The following is a 15847-nucleotide window of genomic DNA, read 5'->3' on the forward strand; positions in this document are numbered from 1 at the left end:
GCGCGGGGGCGGGACCCGGGCTCAGCGGGAGGGCGGGCCCTCCTTGGGCTGGGAGAAGAGACCGCCCAGGCCCTCAAGGGCCTTGCCCATCTCGGAGGGCACGATCCAGAGCTTGTTGGCGTCGCCCTTGGCGATCTCGGGAAGCGTCTGGAGGTACTGGTAGGCGAGCAGCTGCTGGTCGGGGTTTCCCTCGTGGATGGCCCGGAACACCATCGCGATGGCGTCCGCCTGGCCCTTGGCGCGCATGGCCTGGGCCTCCGCGTCGGCCTGGGCGCGCAGCACCGCGGCCTCGGCCTCGCCGCGCGCCCTGAGGACGGCGGCCTGCCGCTCGCCCTCCGCGGTGAGGATCGCCGACTGCTTCTGCCCCTCGGCCGACAGGATGGAGGCGCGCTTGTCGCGGTCGGCCCGCATCTGCTTCTCCATCGAGTCCTGGATGGAGGCCGGGGGATCGATGGCCTTCAGCTCGACGCGGTTGACCCGTATGCCCCACCTGCCGGTGGCCTCGTCGAGCACCCCGCGAAGCTCGGAGTTGATGTCCTCGCGGGAAGTCAGCGTGCGCTCCAGATCCATGCCGCCGACGACGTTGCGCAGAGTGGTGACCGTCAGCTGCTCGACGCCGGTGAGGAAGTTGGCGATCTCGTACGTCGCGGCCTTGGGGTCGGTCACCTGGAAATAGATCACCGTGTCGATCGACACCACGAGGTTGTCGGAGGTGATCACAGGCTGCGGGGGAAAGGAGACGACCTGTTCGCGCAGGTCGACCGTGGTCTTCACCCCGTCGATGAAAGGCACGACGATGTTGAGCCCCGGAGTGAGCGTGCGATGGTAACGCCCGAGCCGCTCGATGATGAACGCCTGCGCCTGCGGCACGATGCGAATGGTGCGATATAAAGCGAACCCCGCGATGGCCACCACGATCATGGCGACGACGAGCTGTGTCATGAGCACTCCGACCCGACGAATCCGATGAGCCCCCGGCCGGAATGATATTTGGTCTGGCCTTTACTTGTTCGTTTAACCACGCGAGTGAATCGCGCGAATCAGAGAATCACCCGGCCGCGTGGCCGATTTCTTTGATCATCCGGGAAGCGCGCGGGCGTACCACCGGCCTTCGGCGCTGCGCTCAAGGCTCAGGGGCACGCCGAAGGTGCGGGAGAGGTTGTCGGCGGTCATGACGTACTCGATCGGGCCCTGGGCCACCACGGACCCGTGACGCAGCAGCAGCACGTGCGTGAAGCCGCTCGGCACCTCCTCCACGTGGTGGGTGACCAGCACCATGGTCGGGGCCTTCGCGTCGTAGGCGAGCGTCGACAGGCGGCGCACGAGGTCCTCACGGCCGCCGAGGTCGAGGCCGGCCGCGGGCTCGTCGAGCAGCAGCAGCTCGGGGTCGGGCATGAGCGCCCGCGCGATCTGCACGCGCTTCCGCTCTCCCTCGGAGAGGGTGCCGAACTTCCGCCTGATCAGATGGGCGCAACCGAGCTGGTCGATGAGCTCGACCGCCCGCGTGACGTCGCCCGAGTCGTACTCCTCGTTCCAGCGGCCGAGGATGGCGTACGACGCGGTGAGCACGAGGTCGATCACCTTCTCCTCCGGCGGCACCTTCTCGGCCAGCGCCGCACTGGCGAGGCCGATGCGAGGCCGCAGGTCGAAGACGTCCGTCTGGCCGAGCCGCTCGCCGAGGATCTCCACCGAGCCCTCGCTGGGGTACAGAAGGGCCGCCGCGACCTGCAGCAGCGTCGTCTTCCCCGCCCCGTTGGGGCCGATCACGACCCAGCGCTCGTCCTCCTCGACGGTCCAGTCGATGCCCCGCAGCAGGGCCGCGCCATCTCTGCGGACGGCGACGTCCTGGAGCCGAAGCACCTGACCACCCATCCCGAATACCTCCTGACATGTTCCCCCGGATCAACCCAGCTCATCTGGATCAACCCGGTGCCACCGGGCGAGTCGCCCCGCCCAGTGTCCCTCCGGACCAAACCTATTGCAGCATCAGCGCATATCGTGGTTCGGTGCACCCGGATTCACCGATCTCCGCCACCTTGGTCGCATGGGGCAACGCTTGGCTTGCCGGACATGTTGGCCTCGACGAGGCTGTCGACCGGCTGGAGCGCGCGGCGGGACCGCAGGTCGTCTCAAGTGAGGTGACCGACGCCCCTCTGCGCGGCTTCCTCGCCGACCTGCGCGTCGAGGGCATGAGTGCCCTGCGCCTGGCCCTTCCGGCCGCGGGCGACCCGCTCGGCCTGACCGGCCCTCCCCCCTTCACCATGGCCGCCGTGGACGCCGGGCAGGCGGCGACGGCCGTGCTCCCCGGCAGGTCCCTGGGCATGGTCCCCTCCGCGGACCGTCGTGGGTCGTCCTACTCCGGAGTCCGCTGGACCCTGATGGAGGCGGGCACCGCCACGCCGGACATCCCCGGGCTCACCGACGCGGAGCACGCGCTGACCATGGCCATGCTCTCGGCCACCGACGCGTTGCTCTCGGTCGAGGGCCCGGCCAAGGGTCAGCCCTCGATCAGGACCACCGACGACGGCCTCGCGCCCGGCTACCCCGCGCGGGCTCACAGGGTCGCCGCCCTCACGGCGCGGCTCGCCTCGGTGCTGCGCGTCGCCGACGAGCGCGGGCTCACCTCGGGCCAGATCGCGGTGCGGAACGAGGCCCTGCGCGACCTCGACCGCGCGGTGCGGCGCGCCCGCGTGGCCGCCCACCACGCGATCATCGAGACCCGCACCTCGCCGGAGTCCCTGAGGACCCCTCCGGGCGGCTCCCGCTCGCGGCCGGGCAACGCTCATCCGCGTGGCGTGTAGCCGTGGCGCACGGCGTACAGGGCCGCCTGGGTGCGATCCTGCACGCCGAGCTTCATCAGCACGTTCGACACGTGGGTCTTGACGGTCTTCTCGGCGACGACGAGCGCCCTGGCGATCTCGCGGTTCGACCGGCCTGAGGCGATCAGCGCGAGGACCTCGCGCTCCCGCTCGGTCAGCACGGCGATGGGCGCGTGCCCGGCGGGCTCCTCCGCGCCGGTCAGCATGGCCTCGGCCGCCTCCGGCGCCAGCAGCACCTGTCCGCCGTGCACCGAACGGATGGCCTGCACGAGCGCGGCCGGGTCCACGTCCTTGTAGAGGAAGCCCGAGGCGCCCGAGCGCATGGCGGGAGCCACGTCCCCCCTGTCGCTCACCGACGTCAGCACGATCACCCGTACGTGGAGGCCACGCCCGGACAGCTCGCGCAGGGCGCCGAGGCCGTCCAGCACGGGCATTTTGAGGTCGAGCAGGAGCACGTCGGGGGACAGTGACGCGACCAGGGCGACGGCCTCGGCCCCGTCGGCCGCCTCACCCACGATTTCGAGGTCGTCCTGCAGTTCGAGGAACGTGCGCAGGCCCTGGCGCACGACGGGGTGGTCGTCGGCGATGAGGACCCGGATCACGCGGCCACGTCCAGCCGTACGGTCGTGCCCGCGCCCGGCTCCGAGGAGACCAGCAGCGAGCCGCCGGCGGCCTCCGCCCGGTCTCTCATCGACAGGAGCCCGAGGCCGCGGGTCGTGGGCGTCTCCACCTCGAAGCCCTCCCCGTCGTCGCTGACCTCCAGCCTGAGCCGGGATCCCTCGGTCTGGAGGCACACCTCTATCGACGACGCGTTCGCGTGCCTGAGCGCGTTGTGGAGGGCCTCCTGGGCCACACGAAGCACGGCCACCTCCGTCGCGGGGGGCAGATCGCAGAACGGGGTGGAGGTGAAGGAGATCGTCACGGGGTACAGGCGGTCGAGCAGGGCGACGTGCTTGCGCAGCGTCTCGGCCAGCCCGTGCCGGTCGAGCTCGGCCGGGCGCAGCTCGACGATCACGGCCCTGAGCTCGGCCAGCGCCTCTCCCGCCAGCCGCTGGACACGGTCGATCTCGGTCATGGCACGCCGCGGGTCGGAGGCGACCAGCGAGGCCGCCGCCTGGGCGGTGAGCCGCAGCGAGAACAGCTTCTGGGTCACGGCGTCGTGCAGCTCGCGCGCCATGCGGTTGCGCTCCTCGACGATCGTCAGCTCGCGGCCCCGCTCGTACAGCCGGGCGTTGGTGATCGCTATCGCCGCGTGCGCCGCGAACAGGGTGAGCAGATCCTGGTCCTCCTCGGTGAACCCGCCGGGGGCGCGCTTGTCCGACAGGAAGACGATGCCGAGGACCTGGTCGGCGTCGCGGATCGGCACGCCGATGAAGTCCTTGAGCACCGGGTGCGCGGCCGGCCACCACTCGAAGCGCGGGTCCCGGCGGATGTCCGGCAGGCGCACGGGAGCCGCCTCCTGGAGCATCGCGGCCAGCATGCCGTGCTGGCGAGGGAGCGGGCCGATGGCCTCCCACTGCTTGTCGCTGACGCCCTCCGCGACGAACTCCGCGAACGAGCCGTCGTCGTCGGGCACGCCGAGCGCCGCGTAACGGGCGTCGAGCAGCGTGCGCGCCGAGCGCACGATCACCTGGAGCACCTCGCGGACCGACAGGTGCCGGGTGACGGCGAGCACCGCGGAGCTGACCGCGTGCAGCACGGCGTCGCGTTCTGTGTCACGCCGGCTGGCCGGTTCGGTCGTCACGACCACACTGTAGGCGCGACGCACGCGTGGGACGGCTCGGCCGATGGTCCTAGGTCCACGCACACGCACCGCCTAGGCCTATGAGCCCGGCCAGGAGCGGCCGGAGGCCCGATGTCCGGCGGGCCTGCCGTTCCTAGCGTCGTGACCATGACAGAAGACATCCGAACCACCCCGGACACACGCCCCACGGCCCTGGTCACCGGGGCCTCCCGAGGCCTCGGACGCGCCCTGGCCCACGCCCTCGCCGCCGAGGGCTGGCGGCTCGTCGTCACCGCGCGCGGCGCCGCCGACCTGGAGGAGACCGCGCGGGAGACCGGCGCGACCGCGCTGGCCGGGGACGTCGCCGATCCCGCGCACCGCGAGCGCCTGGCGCGCGCCGCACACGAACTCGGCGGCCTGGACCTGCTGGTCAACAACGCCGGCTCGCTCGGGGCCGTACCGCTGCCCCCGCTGGCGGCCTACCCCCTGGACGCGCTCTCCGGCGCCCTCACGACCAACGTGCTCGCGCCCCTCGCGCTGATCCAGGCGACGCTGCGCGGGCTGCGCGAGCGCGGGGGCGCCGTGGTGAACGTCTCGTCCGACGCCGCGGTGGAGGCGTACGAGGGCTGGGGCGGGTACGGCCTGACGAAGGCGGCGCTCGACCAGCTCTCCCACGTGCTCGCTGTCGAGGAGCCCGAACTCGCCGTCTGGTGGGTGGACCCCGGCGAGATGCGCACGCGCATGCTGGCGGACGCGATCGGAGAGGAGGACGCCGCCGGCGCGGCCGATCCGGAGACCGTGGCCGCGTTCCTGGTCGACCTGGTCAAGAGGCGGCCCGCGAGCGGCCGGGTGACCCGGTGATCGCCTTCGACCTCCCGAGGGTCCGCGAGGCGCACGAGCCGCCGGAGGCGCGCGGGCTGGCGCGCGACGCCGTACGCCTCATGGTGACCGGCACGGACTCCGGCTCCGTCACCCACCACACCTTCACCGACCTGCCCGGCCTGCTCCGTCCCGGTGACGTGCTCGTGGTCAACGACTCGGCCACCCTGCCCGCGGCCGTGCCGCTGGACCGGCTCACCGTCCACTTCTCCACCGAGCGCGAGGACGGCTCGTGGCTGGTGGAGTTGCGGCGCCGATCGGCGGGCGCCACCGGGCCGTACGCGGGAGGGGAGCCCGGGGAGTGGCTGCCGCTCCCGGGAGGCGCGACGCTGCGCCTGCTGGGGCGCGAGACGCCGAGACTCTGGCGGGCGGCCCTCGACCGGGACGTGCCGGGCTACCTGCGGGAGTACGGGCTGCCCATCCGGTACTCCTACGTGGAGCGCGACTGGCCGCTGTCGGCCTACCAGACCGTCTTCGGCGTGCGGCCGGGCAGCGCCGAGATGCCGAGCGCCGGGCGGCCGTTCAGCCACGAGCTGGTCACGGCCCTCGTCAGCCGGGGCATCGTGGTCGCCCCGATCACCCTGCACACCGGCGTCGCGTCGCCGGAGAAGGACGAACCGCCCTACCCCGAGCGCTTCGCGGTGTCGTCACAGACGGCGCGGCTGGTCAACCAGGCCGAGGGCCGGGTCATCGCGGTCGGCACGACGGTCGTGCGGGCGCTGGAGACGGCCGTGCCGCCCGGCACCGGGGAGGTACGCGCGGCCGAGGGCTGGACCTCGCACGTCGTCACCCCGGAGGCCGGGGTCCACGCGGTGGACGGGCTGATCACCGGCCTGCACGAGCCCCATTCGAGCCATCTAATGATTCTGTCGGCCATCGCGGGCGAGGAGCTTGTCTCCAGGTCTTACGAGGAGGCGTTGCGCGAAGGGTACCTGTGGCACGAATTCGGGGACCTGAATCTGATCATCTCAGATCAACTCCGCATAAAGTGATGCACAAGGACGTTCCAAGTCGATAGTTCGATGCTGGGTCACGTCCGAATCCGAGCCACCTCTACGGGAGATCACCCATGCGTCGGCACCTCTCCGCACTTGCCGCACTGACCCTCGCCGGGTCCCTGGCGGGCGCCTCGCTCGCCGTTCCCGCGTTGGCGGACGCCCCGGCCGCGACCGCGACCGCGAGCGCCACCCAGGCGGTCGCCGCCCCGCAGTCACCGCTTTACACCAGCGTGGTCTGGAACAAGTACGTGCGACGCGGGGGTTACATCACGTATACGCTGAAGAGCACCAACAAGGGCGAATGGTCGACGGACCTCGCCGGCATCTTCGGCAGGCTTCCCAAGGGTGCCAGCAAGGCCCGCGTGGTCGGAAAGGCCTCCGGGACCTACTGCGGGATCTCGGGCCGCGACCTGTTCTGCATCTACGACACCCTCAAGCCCAACCGCTCGACCACCCTCAAGGTCCGGGTGTGGCTGAAGAAGAGCACCACGGGCACTGCCGCCGCGCAGTTCGGCCACTTCTCCATTGACGTCCCCGAGGGTGTCGACGTCACCAACGAGGAGGAGCTGGAGAAGCTCGACATCCAGAGCCAGGTCAAGTACCGCACGTTCAAGACCCGGATCCTCCGCTGACCTACCCCTTTCGACGAGCCTTTTCCGGAGCGGCCACCGCACACGCGGTGGCCGCTCCGTCGTCTTCGTTCGAGGGAACTCCTTGGAGCGTCAGGCCGTTGCGCGGGGGAGACAGCTCATGTGCGGGGGAGATGGCTCATAGCGCTTTTGTAAGCGCATGAGCAGCGATGTCTTTATAAAGGCCAAATAGGTGGCCACAACGCAGTGGATCATGATAGAAACACTGCGGTTCACTCATGGACTTTCCGGTCCGCGATCTCGTTCCCCGGAGAAGTCCGTGTTCCCTGCCCGGGAACCTTGAGTTCCCACCCCCTGCTCTTTGACCCCCTGGGAGACGTGCATGCGCCACCCCCTTGCCAAAATCGCGACGACGGTCGTCACCGTCCCGCTCGCGGGCGCTCTGCTGTTCGGCGTCGCCCCCGCCTCCGCCGCCCCGGCCACCAGCGCCGCGGCCAAGACCACCACGGTGAAGACCGCCGACGACCCCTACTCCGCCTTCTCGGTCAAGGTGACCGCGACCAAGAAGGTCAGGCGCGGCGGCACGATCACCTACCGGATCAAGGGCCTCAACAAGGGCCCATGGCTGGCGGACGCCTTCTATCTCGGCGGCATCCTGCCGAAGGGCATCCGCGGCACCATCTACTACGACGGCCCCAAGGGCACCACGTGCGACTTCTTCCCCGACGGCTTCTGGTGCTGGCCGCCCTACGCCCTGGAGAAGGGCGAGGACAGCTGGCTGACCATCTCGTTCAAGCTCAAGAAAAGTGTCAAGGGCACTGTGAAGGCCGACCTGGGCGTGAACACCTGGGACTGGCCGACCGGTGCTGAGGACCTCAGCAGGGAAGAGCTGAAGAGGATGGGCATCAAGAGCTGGTACTTCACCAAGAAGGTGAAGACCACGGTCGTCGGCTAGCCGTACGAACGCAAGGGCCGCCCGCCGACGCGCGGGCGGCCCTTTCAGGCGGCGATGGCGGCGTCGTGCCGCACGCGGGGGCCGCCCGACACCGTGGCCTGCGCGATGCCGGCGAGGACGCGCCTGGTGACATGCTCCTCGGACCCGTACGCGATCACCGGGAACATCGTCACCTCCACGACGAGGCCCCTGGCCGCGATCACCCGGCCAAGGGAGGCCAGCAAGGTGTCGTCTCCCACGAAGGCGGGACCGGTCGCCAGCTCGCCGTCACGGTCGCAGAACCGCAGGCCGATCGGCCTGACCGGTGCGCCCGCGTCGATCGCCGCCTGGAACATCGCCGGGCGGAACGGCCCCACTCCCCTCCCGCACCAGGTGGTGCCCTCCGGGAAGGCCGCCACCGACTGGCCGGCGCGCAGCGCGTCCGCGACCGTGCGCACGGTGGCGGGAAGCGTGGAGAGACGGTCGCGATCGATGAAGATCGCGCCGCCGCCCGCCACGAGGGACCGGATCACGGGCCATTCCGCGATCTCGCTCTTGGCGAGGGGCCGGCACTGCATCGTGGCGGCGATCACCAGGGGATCCAGCCAGGAGACATGGTTGGCGACCAGAAGGGCGCCGCCCGTTTCCGCGGGAGCCACCGCCGAGCCGCCCGCCACCACCGGGCCGCCCCTCTCCGCGGGCATCATCGAGCCGCCCGCCTGACGGACCTCCAGGCGCACTCCCAGGACCCACAGGAAGAGCCGGGCCCAGACCATGGCCACGACGGCGCGGCGGGCGTCGCCGAACCGGGGCGCGACGAAGGCCCACGGAAGGCCAACCAGCATCACCGCGACGGCTCCCAGCAGCCGCAAGGCCCGCCGAGCCGGTCCGGCCATGTCCGCAGGGGCCGAGACGCAGGCCGCGACCGTGCACGGCGCCACGGGCAGCCAGGGGCTCATGCCGTCACCCCGAGGAAGTGCCGCAGGTAGCGGGTGTCGATGTTGGCCAGCGAGAGCAGCACGAAGAAGTCGGCCGCGCCGAAGGCGGGGTCGTGCGCGGGCGCGCCGCAGATCCACGAACCGAGCCTCAGGTAGCCGCGCAGCAGCTTCGGCATCACGAACTCGCCCGGACGCGGCACGCCCTCGCCGGACCAGGGGGTGCGCGGCGTCACGCGGTACTCCTCCGGCCCGAGGGGGATCCGGTCGAGCACGCCCGCGGCCGTCGCCCCGCCGTCGTCCAGCGGGATCGAGCAGCACCCCCCGAGCCAGGTGTAGCCCCCGCTGACCATGTACCGGGCGATCCCCGCCCACATCAGCCCGACCACCGTTCCACCGCGATGGTCGGGGTGAACGCACGTACGCCCGACCTCGACCATGCCCTGGCGGATGCCGGCCAGCGCCGACAGGTCGAACTCGCTGTCTGAGTAGAGCCGGTCGGCCCGGCCCGGCGCCAGCATCCGGTACGTCCCGACCACCGTGTCGCCGGAGCGCACGAGCAGGTGGTCGCAGTAGGTGTCGAACCGGTCCACGTCCAGCCCGGAGATCGGAGAGTCCAGGCGGGCCCCCATCTCCTCGGCGAACACCTCGTAGCGGAGCCGTTGGGCCGCCCGCATGTCGGCGGCGGTCCTGGCGAGCCCCACGGTGTAGCGGCCGCGCGCGTCGGACAGGACTCGTTCGTCGAGACGGACACGGGGATCGGGCCCGGATTCCGTGAGGGCGCCGACGCTGCTCACGCCGTGGACGGGATGGGCAAAAGCCTGGGTCATGGCATGCCTCCTCATGTGGCACACCCATGAAGACATGGGCAGATGGCCATCTGCCGTCCGTATGGTGAACCGCTTGCACGCTCACTCTGAGCGGTCGGTAGCGTTGTCCGCGATGAAGCAGAGAACGCTTTTGATCACGCTGACCGGCCCCGACCGGCCTGGAGTGACATCCAGGTTGTTCACCGTGCTGGCCTCATTTCCCGTCAACGTCGCCGACGTCGAGCAGGTCGTGATTCGCGGCCGGCTGATCCTCGGCGTTCTTGTCTCGTACGCCGGCGGGCCGCCGACCGGCACCGGCGGCACGCTCGGCGCCATGTGGGCCGCGGTGGAGCGCGTCGCGGAGGACCTCGGCATGGAGGTCGAGCTGACCACCGGCTCCGACCTGAAGGAGAAGCGCCGAAGGGGGCGCCTCCACGTGACCGTCCTCGGCAACCCCCTGCAACCCGCCGCCATGGCCGGGATCGCGGGCCGCATCGCCGCGGCCGGGGCCAACATCGACCGCATCGAACGGCTGGCGCTCCTGCCGGTCACCTGCATCGAGCTGGCGATCTCCGGGGCCGACTCCGTCGCGCTGCGCGCCGAGCTGACCGCCGAGGCCGTGCTCCAGCAGGTCGACGTCGCCGTGCAGCGCTCCGGCCTCCACCGCAGGGCCAAGCGGCTGATCGTGATGGACGTCGACTCCACGCTCATCCAGGGCGAGGTGATCGAGCTGCTGGCCCGCCACGCGGGCTGCATGGACGAGGTGGAGAAGATCACCACGTCCGCCATGCGCGGCGAGCTCGACTTCGCGGCCTCGCTGCGCGAGCGCGTGGCGCTGCTCGAAGGGCTCCCTGAGAGCGTCTTCGACCTCGTCCGCAAGGAGGTCGTGCTGACTCCTGGGGCTCGCACCCTGGTGCGCACCCTGAAGCGGCTCGACTACCGCTTCGCCATCGTCAGCGGCGGCTTCACGCAGATCACCGACTCGCTGGTCTCCGAGCTCGGCATCGACTACTCCGCCGCCAACACCCTTGAGGTGGTCGACGGCAAGCTCACCGGCCGCGTGGTGGGCGAGATCGTCGACCGTCCCGGCAAGGCACGCGCCCTGGAACGGTTCGCCCAGCAGGCGGGCATCCCCATCAGCCAGACCGTGGCGATCGGCGACGGCGCCAACGACCTCGACATGATCGCCGCCGCGGGGCTGGGCATCGCCTTCAACGCCAAGCCCGTGCTACGTCAGGCCGCCGACGCCGCGGTGAACGTGCCCTACCTGGACGCGATCCTGTACCTGCTCGGCATCTCACGCGACGAGGTCGAGGCCGCCGACGCCGAGGACGGCCTGCCGCCGCAGGGGCCCACCCTGCCCCCTGAGTGACCCTCAGGCCTGGCGGGTCCTTGGGGTCCGGCCAGGCCCGCGGTCCTCGGGGTCGCAGCCGGTCTGCGGTCTTCGGGGTCGCGGCTAGGCCGGGCGGTCCTTGGGGTTCCAGCGGCTGACCAGGCGCCCGTCTCCCGGGCCGAGGTCCGCCCAGCCGCCCGTCTCCAGCACGGCGAAGGCGCCGGGCGGGAAGCCCTCGTCGTCGTGGGAGAGGGTGAGGTTCATGATCAGCTCGTGTACGCCGGGATTGTGCCCCACCAGCAGGAGCGTCGACACCTCGTCATCGGTGCGTCCGATGAGCTCCAGCAGCTCGTCGGGGTACGCCTCGTAGATCTCGCTCTCCAGGTGCACCGGGGCGTCCGGGGCGAGGCCGGCCAGAGCGAGCTCGGCGGTCTGCCGGGTCCTCGTGGACGGCGAGCACAGCACCAGATCGGGTGACAGGCCCATCTGTCTCAGGGTCTCACCGGCCCGCCCGGCGTCCTGCTCGCCGCGATCGGTCAGGGGACGTTCCCTGTCGGCCAGCCCGGGCACGTGCGCGGCCTTGGCATGTCTCAGGACGATGAGCGTGTTCACTCCCCCAACTATCCCATTACACGCGTACGGCTACCGCCCTGATCGGACGGTAGCCGTACGTTCTTGGGAAAGGCTTCCCGGGCACCGCGCCTGGCGCCCCCGGCCTTCACCGGGTCTTGCCAGGCACTAGGTCAGGCACTAGGTCAGGCCGGGGCTGTGACTGGGTCAGGCCGGGACGAGACTGGGGTCAGCTCGACACCTTCTCGGTCTCGACCTTCTCGCTCTCGTCGCCGTTGGCCGTGGCGATGGTGTTCGAGCGCCGCTTGGAGACGACGATGGCACCGACCACGATCACGACCGCGACCACCGTGACGCCGATGCGCAGCACCGCGTTGTCGGCGTACGTGACGACGGCGGGAGCGATGAGCAGGGCCACGAGGTTCATGACCTTGATCAGCGGGTTGATCGCCGGACCGGCGGTGTCCTTGAACGGGTCACCGACGGTGTCACCGATGATCGTGGCCTCGTGCGCGGCCGAACCCTTGCCTCCGTGGTGGCCGTCCTCGACGAGCTTCTTGGCGTTGTCCCAGGCGCCACCGGAGTTGGCCAGGAACACCGCCATCAGCGTGCCGCAGGCGATCGCGCCAGCGAGGTAGGCGCCGAGCGGCCCGTACCCGAGGGCGAAGCCGACCGCGATCGGCGTCATGACGGCGAGCAGGCCGGGCGTGGCCAGCTCGCGCAGCGAGTCACGGGTGCAGATGTCCACCACGCGGCCGTAGTCGGGCAGCTCGGTGCCGGCCATGATGCCCGGCTTGGTGCGGAACTGCTCACGCACCTCGAACACGACCCGCCCGGCCGCGCGGCCCACGGCGCTGATGGCGAGCCCGGAGAACAGGAACACCACCGCCGCGCCGATGATCAGGCCGACGAGCACGTTGGGCGAGTCGACGCTGAGGCTGAACGTGCTGAAGGTGCCCAGCGCCTCCTTGACCCCGGCGCTCGCCTTGGCCAGTTCGAGCTCGACCGCCGTACGGAACGAGCCGAACAGCGCGGTCGCCGCGAGCACGGCCGTCGCGATCGCGATGCCCTTGGTGATCGCCTTGGTGGTGTTGCCCACCGCGTCGAGGGAGGTGAGGATGCGAGCGCCCTCGCCCTCGACGTCGCCGGACATCTCGGCGATGCCCTGGGCGTTGTCGGAGACCGGGCCGAAGGTGTCCATGGACACGATCACGCCGACGGTGGTGAGCAGGCCGGTGCCGGCCAGGGCGACCGCGAACAGCGCCACGGTCACGTTGCCGAAGCCCAGCAGGAACGCCCCGTACACCGCACCGCCGATGAGCAGCGCGGAGTAGACGGCCGACTCCAGCCCGACGGCGATCCCGGACAGGATGACGGTGGCGGGACCGGTCAGCGAGCTCTCACCGATGTCCTTGACCGGACGGCGGTTCGTCTCGGTGAAGTACCCGGTGAGCACCTGGATGGCGCTCGCCAGGACCAGGCCGATCAGCACCGCGCCGATGGCGATCAGGCGCGGGTCGGAGTTCAGGCCGGCGATGCTGTCGCTGACGTCGGTGAGCTGCGAGAAGGAGCTCGGCAGGTAGGCGAACGCCGCGACCGCGACCAGGACGGCCGAGATCGCCGCCGAGATGAAGAACCCGCGGTTGATGGCCGCCATGCCGTTGCGGTCGCCGCTCCGGGGAGCCGTGGTGAAGATGCCGATGATCGCGGTGAGCACACCGATCATGGGAACGATCAGCGGGAACACCAGGCCCTCGGTGCCGAAGGCTGCCTTGCCGAGGATGAGGCTCGCGACCAGCATGACCGCGTAGGACTCGAACAGGTCGGCCGCCATGCCGGCGCAGTCGCCGACGTTGTCGCCCACGTTGTCGGCGATGGTGGCGGCGTTGCGCGGGTCGTCCTCGGGGATCCCCTGCTCGACCTTGCCGACCAGGTCGGCGCCCACGTCGGCGGCCTTGGTGAAGATGCCGCCGCCGACTCGCATGAACATCGCGAGCAGCGCCGCGCCGAAGCCGAAGCCCTCAAGCACGCTCGGGGCGTCGCCCTTGTAGACGAACACCACGATCGCGGCGCCCAGCAGGCCGAGCCCGACGGTGAACATGCCGGCCACGCCACCGGTACGGAAGGCGATGCGCATCGCGACCTTCTCGCCCGCGTCACGGGCGGCGGCGGCGACGCGGACGTTCCCGCGCACGGCAAGCCACATGCCCATGAAGCCGGTCAGCGCGGAGAACACCGCGCCGACCACGAAGAACACCGACCGGCCGATGGCCACGCCGGTCGTCTCCGCGGGAAGCAGGAAGAGCAGGAACGGGATGATCACTACGAAGATCGCAAGTGTCCGGAACTGCCGCGTGAGATACGCGGCGGCGCCTTCCTGTACGGCTCGCGAGATGTTCTGCATCCGCTCGGTGCCTTGACCGGCGGCGAGCACCTCTCTGACGAGACCACCGGCGACGGCGAGCGCGAGCAGCGCCACCGCGGCCACCACGATCACGATCGTGAGATGGGAACCACTAAGGGATACCGCTGCGGCGTCGTCAGCGGCGAGATAGAGCCTAGACATCCGTCCTCCTCGGCCAGACGGGTAGGTCCACGCGCGGACCGCGCAGCGAAGTCAGTCGGGGGGGCGGCGCGCATCCGAGCTGGATTGGCAGTGCCGCTTCCGGTAGCGTCCGCAGACCTGCCCGCAGGGCGACGTCGATCTGCGGGGACAAAACCTTGGCCGGTGCGGGGAGTCTACGCAGGCACGCGCGAGATATGAAGCCTCTTCAGCCAGCCAATTAGGCACTCGTCCAGTAAGCGACGCGGCTTTGCCCAGTAACAACGCGGTTTTCCCCGCCCGGCCCGCCGCGACGTCCGGATTACGGACAGTCCTTTATTGCCAAATTATTAGGCCCTATAGACCTACGGACATGCCGAAACCCAGCACCGAACCGGTCGGCGCTCGCCCGGGAGTCGGGAATGATCCCCTTGACCTGCGGGGACCCCAGGTACGCGAGCCGGCGCCGCGAACGCGAGTCGTCCGGGCATACGCGGGCGTACGCGAGTGGTCCGGCGTAGGCGAGTCGTCCGGGCGTACACGAGTCGTCCGGGCGTACGCGAAAGGGAGCCCACGGCGCGGGAGCCTCTCGGACGTACACGAGGGGAAGTTCCAACACGGAGGAATTCCGCCCGGGACGTACGGACCGGTCGCGCGGGCGAGCTGGTGGGCACCGTGCCGGAGGGAGGCACCCGACCTGGCTCGGGAGTTGTCCGAGCTGGTCGGGCGGACGTCTTCGCCGCTTCAGGCGGTCACCCCGGGCAGCCCTTCAGTCGGCCGCTGCGGGTGATCGCTTCAAGCGGATGGCCAAGTGACCGCTGCGAGCGGCTGCTCAAGCGGTCTCCTGGAAGCCGTTTCAAGCGGTGGCGAAGCCGGTGGTGGCCGCGGGCCAGCTCATCCTGATCCGCAGCCCTTTCGCACTCGGATACACCTCGACGTCATCCGCCAGCGCGGCGATGACGGCGATGCCGAACCCGGACATCAGCGTGTCGGCGGGGAGAAGGCTGGCCAACGCGGTGCCGTTGACCGGCGTTGGCGCCCCATCCTCATCCATGTACGCCTGTTCCAGGTCGTCACTCGGTGCCGAGTCGGTGACCGTGACCTCGAAGCGTCCCGACTCGTCGCACAACTCGATGCGGATCGGCTCGCCGGGGCAGTGAACGCGATGTGCCTCCACTGCCCGCGAGCAGGCCTCACCCACAGCGAGCCGCACTTCGTCCAGCAACGCCTCCGCGACTCCAGTGCGGCGGGCGATGGCCGTAGCGACCAGCCGCGCCGTGCGCACGTGAGCCGGAAGTGCGCTGAACGTCAGCTCAACGGTGGCCATGACTACTTGTCTCGGCCGTGAGCTTCCTTGGCCTCTTCGACCGAGGCGTAAATCCCGAAGACCTTGGTGAGACCGGTGATCCGGAAGATCTTCAGGATGCGCTCCTGCGTACAGACGAGCTCCAGGGAGCCGTCGTGCGCACGAACGCGCTTGAGCCCGCCGACCAGGACGCCAAGTCCAGTGGAATCCAGGAAGTCCACCTTCTCCATGTTGACGAGAAGGTGGAAGTTACCCTTGTTGACCAGGTCGATCAGCAGCTCACGCAGCCTCGGCGCGGTATAGACGTCGATCTCACCCTCGACTTCCACGATGGTGAGTCGGTCTTCAGTGTGGTGGTCCAACTTCAGATCCACAGATCCTCCAGCGCCTTGCCTGCCGAGTCCACGAC

Annotated in this window: 16 protein-coding genes; 6 read left to right on the forward strand and 10 right to left on the reverse strand. The window is 70.1% G+C overall.

What is annotated here, in order from left to right; genetic code table 11:
* Positions 1–21 precede the first annotated feature (21 nt).
* Positions 22–942 carry an SPFH domain-containing protein gene (locus tag AB0B89_RS16530; RefSeq protein WP_358553108.1) on the reverse strand — a complete coding sequence of 307 codons (921 nt, stop codon included), beginning with the start codon at positions 940–942 and terminating at the stop codon, positions 22–24.
* A 135-nt stretch (positions 943–1077) separates the two neighbouring features.
* Entirely contained in the window at positions 1078–1872 is a 795-nt protein-coding gene (locus AB0B89_RS16535; protein ID WP_358553110.1) for an ABC transporter ATP-binding protein, read from the reverse strand.
* Positions 1873–2006: 134 nt separating this feature from the next.
* Between AB0B89_RS16535 and AB0B89_RS16540 the strand changes: the two genes are divergently transcribed.
* Positions 2007–2801, forward strand: a complete 795-nt coding sequence (locus tag AB0B89_RS16540) for a hypothetical protein (RefSeq protein ID WP_358553112.1) — start codon at positions 2007–2009, stop codon at positions 2799–2801.
* Here AB0B89_RS16540 and AB0B89_RS16545 read toward each other — a convergent pair.
* The gene (locus AB0B89_RS16545; protein ID WP_358553114.1) at positions 2783–3421 is read right to left on the reverse strand and encodes a response regulator transcription factor; all 639 of its coding nucleotides are present in this window, start codon (positions 3419–3421) and stop codon (positions 2783–2785) included. The genes AB0B89_RS16540 and AB0B89_RS16545 overlap by 19 nt on opposite strands.
* Entirely contained in the window at positions 3418–4563 is a 1146-nt protein-coding gene (locus AB0B89_RS16550; protein ID WP_358553116.1) for a GAF domain-containing sensor histidine kinase, read from the reverse strand. The genes AB0B89_RS16545 and AB0B89_RS16550 overlap by 4 nt, the downstream gene beginning before the upstream one ends.
* A gap of 147 nt (positions 4564–4710) precedes the next feature.
* Here AB0B89_RS16550 and AB0B89_RS16555 point away from each other — a divergent pair, with 147 nt between their 5' ends.
* The 4 genes from AB0B89_RS16555 (at position 4711) to AB0B89_RS16570 (ending at position 7964) form a co-directional block, all read left to right on the forward strand.
* Positions 4711–5403: an SDR family NAD(P)-dependent oxidoreductase gene (locus tag AB0B89_RS16555; RefSeq protein WP_358553118.1), complete on the forward strand. Its 693-nt coding sequence runs from the start codon at positions 4711–4713 to the stop codon at positions 5401–5403.
* Positions 5400–6413 carry an S-adenosylmethionine:tRNA ribosyltransferase-isomerase gene (locus tag AB0B89_RS16560; protein ID WP_358553120.1) on the forward strand — a complete coding sequence of 338 codons (1014 nt, stop codon included), beginning with the start codon at positions 5400–5402 and terminating at the stop codon, positions 6411–6413. Before AB0B89_RS16555 ends, AB0B89_RS16560 begins: the two co-directional genes overlap by 4 nt.
* A 77-nt stretch (positions 6414–6490) precedes the next feature.
* Complete coding sequence (locus AB0B89_RS16565; RefSeq protein WP_358553122.1) at positions 6491–7051, forward strand: hypothetical protein; 561 nt, start codon at positions 6491–6493, stop codon at positions 7049–7051.
* Positions 7052–7391: 340 nt separating this feature from the next.
* Positions 7392–7964 carry a hypothetical protein gene (locus AB0B89_RS16570; protein WP_358553124.1) on the forward strand — a complete coding sequence of 191 codons (573 nt, stop codon included), beginning with the start codon at positions 7392–7394 and terminating at the stop codon, positions 7962–7964.
* A gap of 44 nt (positions 7965–8008) precedes the next feature.
* Here the strand turns inward: AB0B89_RS16570 and AB0B89_RS16575 are convergent, their stop codons facing one another.
* Together AB0B89_RS16575 and AB0B89_RS16580 are read right to left on the reverse strand one after the other, a co-directional pair.
* The gene (locus AB0B89_RS16575; RefSeq protein ID WP_358553126.1) at positions 8009–8902 is read right to left on the reverse strand and encodes a lysophospholipid acyltransferase family protein; all 894 of its coding nucleotides are present in this window, start codon (positions 8900–8902) and stop codon (positions 8009–8011) included.
* Positions 8899–9708, reverse strand: coding sequence for a GNAT family N-acyltransferase (locus AB0B89_RS16580; RefSeq protein WP_358553128.1), 810 nt, complete (start codon positions 9706–9708; stop codon positions 8899–8901). The genes AB0B89_RS16575 and AB0B89_RS16580 overlap by 4 nt, the downstream gene beginning before the upstream one ends.
* 112 nt (positions 9709–9820) lie before the next feature.
* On the opposite strand from AB0B89_RS16580, the gene serB reads away from it, so the two are divergent.
* Positions 9821–11059: a phosphoserine phosphatase SerB gene (gene serB / locus AB0B89_RS16585; RefSeq protein WP_358553130.1), complete on the forward strand. Its 1239-nt coding sequence runs from the start codon at positions 9821–9823 to the stop codon at positions 11057–11059.
* 84 nt (positions 11060–11143) lie between these two features.
* On the opposite strand, the gene AB0B89_RS16590 is transcribed toward serB, so the two are convergent.
* The 4 genes from AB0B89_RS16590 to AB0B89_RS16605 form a co-directional block, all read right to left on the reverse strand.
* Entirely contained in the window at positions 11144–11632 is a 489-nt protein-coding gene (locus AB0B89_RS16590) for a histidine phosphatase family protein (RefSeq protein WP_358553132.1), read from the reverse strand.
* A 187-nt stretch (positions 11633–11819) separates the two neighbouring features.
* The gene (locus AB0B89_RS16595; protein WP_358553134.1) at positions 11820–14156 is read right to left on the reverse strand and encodes a sodium-translocating pyrophosphatase; all 2337 of its coding nucleotides are present in this window, start codon (positions 14154–14156) and stop codon (positions 11820–11822) included.
* Between the two features lie 832 nt (positions 14157–14988).
* Positions 14989–15459 carry an ATP-binding protein gene (locus tag AB0B89_RS16600; RefSeq protein WP_358553136.1) on the reverse strand — a complete coding sequence of 157 codons (471 nt, stop codon included), beginning with the start codon at positions 15457–15459 and terminating at the stop codon, positions 14989–14991.
* 2 nt (positions 15460–15461) lie between these two features.
* Positions 15462–15812 carry an STAS domain-containing protein gene (locus tag AB0B89_RS16605; protein ID WP_114029683.1) on the reverse strand — a complete coding sequence of 117 codons (351 nt, stop codon included), beginning with the start codon at positions 15810–15812 and terminating at the stop codon, positions 15462–15464.
* Between the last annotated feature and the right edge of the window lie 35 nt (positions 15813–15847).

Source organism: Sphaerisporangium sp. NPDC049002 (genome assembly GCF_040649355.1).
Classification (GTDB): Bacteria; Actinomycetota; Actinomycetes; order Streptosporangiales; family Streptosporangiaceae; genus Sphaerisporangium.